The organism is Haliscomenobacter sp., from assembly GCF_033763495.1.
In the GTDB taxonomy this organism is placed as follows: Bacteria; Bacteroidota; Bacteroidia; order Chitinophagales; family Saprospiraceae; genus Haliscomenobacter.
The window spans coordinates 45,919-52,153 of sequence record NZ_JANRKL010000197.1; the positions used below are offsets into that span (position 1 = coordinate 45,919).

At 47.2% G+C, this 6,235-nt stretch carries 7 protein-coding genes; 2 read left to right on the top strand and 5 right to left on the bottom strand.

Features of this window, described 5'->3' with window-relative positions; all coding sequences use genetic code 11:
• Positions 1-145: 145 nt before the first annotated feature.
• The 5 genes from SFV55_RS22910 to SFV55_RS22930 all read right to left on the bottom strand — a co-directional run bounded on the left by SFV55_RS22910 (position 146) and on the right by SFV55_RS22930 (position 3,676).
• Positions 146-505 (bottom strand): response regulator transcription factor, encoded by a 360-nt coding sequence (locus SFV55_RS22910; RefSeq protein ID WP_320031890.1) that lies wholly within the window; start codon positions 503-505, stop codon positions 146-148.
• A gap of 64 nt (positions 506-569) precedes the next feature.
• Complete coding sequence (locus tag SFV55_RS22915; RefSeq protein WP_320031891.1) at positions 570-917, bottom strand: hypothetical protein; 348 nt, start codon at positions 915-917, stop codon at positions 570-572.
• Position 918: 1 nt separating this feature from the next.
• On the bottom strand, positions 919-2,328 hold the full coding sequence (gene rlmD / locus SFV55_RS22920) for a 23S rRNA (uracil(1939)-C(5))-methyltransferase RlmD (protein ID WP_320031892.1): 1,410 nt from the start codon (positions 2,326-2,328) through the stop codon (positions 919-921).
• Between the two features lie 93 nt (positions 2,329-2,421).
• Positions 2,422-3,159: an RDD family protein gene (locus SFV55_RS22925; RefSeq protein WP_320031893.1), complete on the bottom strand. Its 738-nt coding sequence runs from the start codon at positions 3,157-3,159 to the stop codon at positions 2,422-2,424.
• A gap of 97 nt (positions 3,160-3,256) precedes the next feature.
• On the bottom strand, positions 3,257-3,676 hold the full coding sequence (locus SFV55_RS22930) for a hypothetical protein (protein WP_320031894.1): 420 nt from the start codon (positions 3,674-3,676) through the stop codon (positions 3,257-3,259).
• Positions 3,677-3,958: 282 nt separating this feature from the next.
• Between SFV55_RS22930 and SFV55_RS22935 the strand changes: the two genes are divergently transcribed.
• The gene (locus SFV55_RS22935) at positions 3,959-5,203 is read left to right on the top strand and encodes an efflux RND transporter periplasmic adaptor subunit (RefSeq protein WP_320031895.1); all 1,245 of its coding nucleotides are present in this window, start codon (positions 3,959-3,961) and stop codon (positions 5,201-5,203) included.
• Positions 5,204-5,281: 78 nt separating this feature from the next.
• The gene (locus tag SFV55_RS22940; RefSeq protein WP_320031896.1) at positions 5,282-5,959 is read left to right on the top strand and encodes an ABC transporter ATP-binding protein; all 678 of its coding nucleotides are present in this window, start codon (positions 5,282-5,284) and stop codon (positions 5,957-5,959) included.
• Positions 5,960-6,235 lie beyond the last annotated feature (276 nt).

Genomic DNA, 6,235 nt, shown 5'->3' on the forward strand with positions numbered 1-6,235 from the left:
CGGTTTGATTCACCTAGTCCGCAACAAGAGTCGCACAAAGTTACAAAGTTTGTGGATGAAATTACCCCTGTCCTGATGCTCTTAACGATTTGTGCGGCTGGTTTTTTTCCACAAAACCGATCGGTTTTCCACATTAGTATGTGAATTACAGGATGTTGAGGGCTTTTTTTACCCGCAAAATCAATTCGGCTGGTTTGAATGGTTTTGATAAAAAATCTACAATGCCCATTTTGAGGGCTTTGATGGTTTGTTCTTCTTCATCGGGGTCGATCAGCAATAAAATATTGGCAGCAGCATCCTGATCCTGGATTTGTTGAATGATTTCCAAACCCGCCTGTTTGCCCATGTCTGCATCCACAATGATGAGGTCGGGTTTTTCCAGGCTGATTGCCTCCAAGATGGAGCCTCTCTTTTTGCTGTAAATGACTTCCAGCCCTATTTTTTTCAAGCGAAATTCAATGGCGGCCAGTAATATTTCTTCACTTTCACAAATCAATACTTTCATAAATCGGGCTTTTGATGATGCGTTAAACTTAGGCCCATGGCTTTAGCCGTGGGGTTATGTGGGTTTATACGTCGTCTTCACGCGGCAAAAAGATGAATTGGGCACCTTCGTCACTGAGTACAAACAGGCAGAAAAACTCACGCGGATTTTTGTAAACCCTTCTGAAGTCGTCCACCCGATCTGCTTGGACCAGCTTTTTGGTGACCATTTCTTCCAGGGTTGAGGCATGAATCGACCATTTTGCAGCGTTTTCACTGCGCTGTATTAAAAGAATACCCAATTCCAGTTCCAGTTGGTGCACTGCAAAAATTGGGTAGCGTGATACGTCTTCGTCCATGATGGTATCCGCTGCCTGTCCCATCATTTTTTGGTAGGGGGCGAGTTCCTTCGGTAGGCGTTCGTAAAGTGTCATTTTAATTAATTAATTCTAGTAATGCCACACTCTCAATGTGATGCGTATGTGGAAACATGTCCACTGGTTGTACTTTCAGCACTTTGTATTTACTGGCCAAACGGCCCAGATCACGTGCCTGGGTGCCCGGGTTGCAACTCACGTACACAATGCGGGGAGCAGCCAGTTCAAGCAGCATATTGACCACATCCTCGTGCATACCCGCCCGAGGGGGGTCGGTGATCAAAAGGTCTGGTTTGCCATGTTTTGCAGCAAAATCGGCGGTTAAAATGGCCCGCACGTCCCCCACATAGAACTGTACATTGGCCACCTCGTTGATTTGGGCATTGATCTTGGCGTCGTCGATGGCTGCGGCCACTTCTTCGATACCCACCACTTGTCTGCAGTCTTTGGCTACATACAAACCGATGCTGCCAATGCCAGTGTACAGGTCGTAAACATTCTCATGGCCTTGTAAGTTGGCAAAGCGGCTTACAACGTCGTATAAATTTTGGCCTTGTCGGGTATTGGTTTGAAAAAAAGACTTGGGCCCAATGCGGAAAACCACGTGTCCGAGGCGCTCTTCAGCGTAGCCCTTACCTGACCAGGTGTGTACTGGCAAATCCCAAATGGTATCGTTCATTTTGAGATTGATGCAATACAGCAAGGTGGTGATTTGGGGCAGGCGACGCTGCACCTCCTCCAGGAAAGGTTTGCGCAAATCGGGATTGTCCTCGCCGAAAGAAATCAAAGCCATGGTTTCACCCAGGGTGGTGATGCGCAACATGAGAGTGCGCATAAATCCTTCGTGTTTTTTGACATCATAAAAACTCAAGCCTTGCTCAATGGCAATGCTGCGTATGGTGTTGCGGATCTCGTTGGAAGGATCGGGTTGTAGCCAGCAATGATCGAGATTGATTACCTTGTCAAAACCACCTGCAGGGTGGAAGCCCAGTACATCCGCGGCATTACTGATTCCGGATTTGATCTCGGCGTTGGTCAGCCATTTTTTGCAAGAAAAGGCAAACTCCATTTTATTGCGGTAGTAAAAGGGTGTTTCAGCACCGAGAATAGGCAGCCATTCCCCTACTTCCACTTTTCCCAAACGGGTCAGTGCATTTTCTACCACTATTTCTTTTTGTTGTAATTGGGTGGCATAATCCAGGTTTTGCCATTTGCAGCCCCCGCAGGTGCCAAAATGCTGGCAGGCGGGTTCAACCCGATGGGGCGAGTAGGTCGTGATCGCTCGCAGGAGCCCTTCGATGCGGCCTTTGCGTTTTTTGAGTACTAAAATTTCTGCACTATCGCCAGGCACTACCCCTTTGGCAAATACCACTTGCCCATCGTCGGTTTTGCCCACCGCTTTTCCTTCATCAGCAATGCCAAAAAACTGCACATTGGAAAGGATTACATCTTTTTTCTTTCTGGCCATCCATTTGAATTAAAAGGGCGATAAAAAAATAAATGTACATTTCGCCCCACTACAAAGCGCGAAGATACAATCCTATCTCAATTTAAGTGTGTATTATCTGGTAAGCACGATGTAGTCGCGCAAGAGGGTACGCAGGAATTCCAGATCATCACTTTTGCGTACTTCATGGATGTCCAGGTGCTCTCTAAGTTGGGCTGCCAGCGACTCCACCACTTCCCAGTGGGCATCATTGGGGTATTTGCGCACCCGACTAATGACTTGTTTGATGCTGAGCATGTCCTGCTCGCTGAGCACTTTTACCTGCGGATAAACGGGCTCGTAACTTTCGAGGGTATCAATATTGAGGATGTTGCGCAGATGCATGCGGGTGTTGTTGCGTTTGCGGATCACGGTGGTACCAGCAGTCATATCGCCCAGGCGTTGCTGGCGGGTGGTAGAACTGATGAGCATGGCTGCCAAAATCCCCCCCGAAAGAATGGTATCCACATATTGAAAAACGGCTCGGAGGAGGTAATCGTTTACGGTTGGGATTTCACCATCCAGCCGAACTACGCGGATATTGGTCATTTTTTTGCCCAAAGTTTGCCCCCCCATCATACTTTCCAACAAAAAGAAATACCCAAAGAAAAAACTGAGAAAACACAGGGTAAAAAGCAGCTGAAAAGGAATCAGGGCAAACAAACCTGCCAGGCCCAAAAGTGCCGGTACGAGTACACTGGCGACTGCAATGATGATCAAATCGATAAAGGTAGACAGGCCTCGTTCCCACAATGAGGCCAATTCGTATTCAATGGTAACATTCTGGGTGGTTTTAATTTCGATGGTTTGCATGAGCGTACTTGAAGATTGACGGAAATACTCAGGATATCCCACGAAAATACAGCAGGTTTTAGCACAAAGCAATTTTTTGTACAAAAAGTAATTCCCATTACTCTTGTTCACGGTAATCGCTTTGTTCTTCATCCGCAGGATTGTGCTCGGTATCGGCTGTGTTTTTGGCTCCTTTCACCTCTTGTTCAGCCAAAGTCAGATGATCACTCACCGAGGTTTCCAGCCAAATTGAACCCGATTGCCGGAATACCTGCACGTGTAAATTAAAAACTTCTTCAAAGCTTTTTTCCAGCGCCCAGGTGATGATATCGGGTGTGATGCTGATGCTGCTAGCTCGGAGCGCAGGGTTGAGATCCCGCAGCTGAGTGTTGCGATCGTGAATCATAAATTTGGCAAAACTGCCCTTACTTTCTCCATGTGGCTTGGAAAAAAACTGTAATTTCAGGTGAGGGTACGCAGCTGAAAAGGCATTCTGCACATCACTGATGTGGTCATTCGGACTGATTTGGATGGTCATGGTTTTGATTTTTGGTATAAGTTGTTCTGCATCACAATAAGGAGGACTGATGGAGCGACGAAAAAAAAGTGATCTTTGTCAGTACATTTTAACCGCTTTAAACTGGTGTCCGTTTTCGAACACTTTCTGTCCGCTTCTGAACAAGAAATTTTGATTTTGACTATTTCAAGATATTGATTTTCAGTTTTTTAAAACTTTGGCATAGGGCTTGAATCTACATGGACAGGATAAGGAATGGTGACAAAGCCATCATTCCAAGAGAACAACAAGCCAAACATTACCATGGATAGGAAGATTGAAAAGAAATTTTGGACTACCCAACGAATTGTACTTTTTGTACTTGGTGCTGCATTTGTAGGGTTTTTCGGTTGGCAATTGCTGAAAGATCACAAAACCACACTTAATGTCGAGCAAGACAAACTCACCATCTCGGAGGTCATGAATGGTACCTTCGATGAAACCATTCCCATCACGGGCAATGTGCAACCCCTTAAAACCATCCGCCTGGATGCTGTAGTAGGAGGCTATGTCACCCAGAAAATGGTAGAGGGAGGTAATGCGGTAACCAAAGGACAAACCTTATTGAAGTTGGAAAACCAACAACTCAAACTCAACTTTTTGCAGTCCGAAACCGAAGCCAGCCGCCTGGTCAATGACCTTCAGAACACTCGCCAACGGCTCAAAGTGGAGCGCTTTACCCTGCGCAGCAGCTTGAATGAACTGGACTTTCAAATTGAACAGGCCAAGGATTTGTACGATCGCAATAAGCAACTATTTGCCGATAAAGTGGTCTCTGAACAAGAGTACCTGCGCGCCAAACGCGATTATGAACGCCTGACGAAACAACGAGAAATCGCCATCGAATCGCAAAAGTACCAGGAAGAAAACGCAGTCATCCAGATCAAACAACTGGAGGGTACCCTGGAGCGCACCCAAAGAAACGTGGAACTCTGGCGTCAAACCCTGGAAAACCTGGAGGTAAAAGCACCTGTGCCCGGCCTTTTGTCATCGATGGATGTGGAAGTGGGGTCAAACATTAGTCAAGGCCAGAACATCGGCCAGATTGACGACCTGAGTGGTTTCAAAATCCGGGCGGCTATTGATGAATACTACATCAACCGGGTATTCAGCGGTTTGCCAGGAAGCTTTGATTTCAATGGAAAATCCTACACGCTCGAAATCATCAAGATTTATCCGGAAGTGCGCAGTGGCCGTTTTGAAGTAGACATGAAATTTATGCAGGGTGCTCCAGAGGGCATCAAACGTGGGCAATCCGTGACCATTCGTTTGCAATTGGGTCAGCCTACCCAGGCGGTTTTGCTGCCCACCGGAGGTTTTTTCTCCACTACGGGCGGCAATTGGGTCTACGTGCTGGAAAAGGGTGACAAACGCGCGATACGCCGCAGAATCTCCCTGGGACGTAAAAATCCTGAATATTTTGAAGTATTGGAAGGTCTGAAACCTGGCGAACGGGTGATCACCTCCTCTTACGATACCTTTGGTGACAACGAAGTACTCGAATTTTAAAAGATGAAAGATGAGAGATGAGAGATGACACGCTCTCGTCCTTCATCTTTCATCTCTCATCTCTCATCTTTCATCTTTATGATAAAGACCGTCAACCTACAAAAGGTTTTCACTACCGAAGAAGTAGAAACCACCGCCCTAAACGGCATTAGTCTGGAAATCCAAGACGGAGAATTTGTGGCCATCATGGGTCCTTCTGGTTGTGGAAAATCAACTTTGCTCAACATTTTGGGCTTGTTGGACAACCCATCTGTGGGGGAATACCATTTTTATGGCACTGAAGTCGCTAAAATGCCCGAACGCAGCCGCGCCCAATTGCGCAAAGGAAACATCGGATTTGTATTCCAAAGTTTCAACCTGATTGATGAACTTACGGTGTACGAAAATGTGGAGCTGCCCCTCTTGTACCTCAAAGTTCCTGCTGCTGACCGCAAAAAACGCGCTGAAGCAGCCCTTGAGCGCATGAACATGATGCATCGCCGCAATCACTTCCCACAGCAACTCTCGGGTGGTCAGCAACAGCGTACGGCCATTGCCCGTGCCGTAGTGGCAAGCCCCAAGATGATCCTCGCGGACGAACCTACGGGTAACCTCGACTCCTCCAACGGCGAGCAGGTGATGAACTTGCTCCGTGAACTGAATAACGAGGGGACGACCATTGTGATGGTAACGCACTCTCCTCATGATTCCGGATTTGCTCACCGAGTGATCAACTTGTTTGATGGCAAGGTGGTGACGGAGAATTTTCATGTGTAAATTCGTTGGGGCACCCCTCGCGGGTGCCCTCGGTCCATTTTGGGCGCCCGCGAGGGGTGCCCAAAATGGACCGAGGGCACCCACAAAGGCGTACCCGACCGTTTCCGTTTCCAAAAATGGGCACCCACGTAGGGATGCCCCCATCGCCATTAAGTTAAGCATCAAGCAAGCTTTGTAAAAAACGGGGAAAAGAGGAACTTGTGAAAAATTCCGTTAATCATGCGTTCCCCCCTTCCCACTTATCTTAATGGCTTGAGACATTTTCCTAGCTATGCT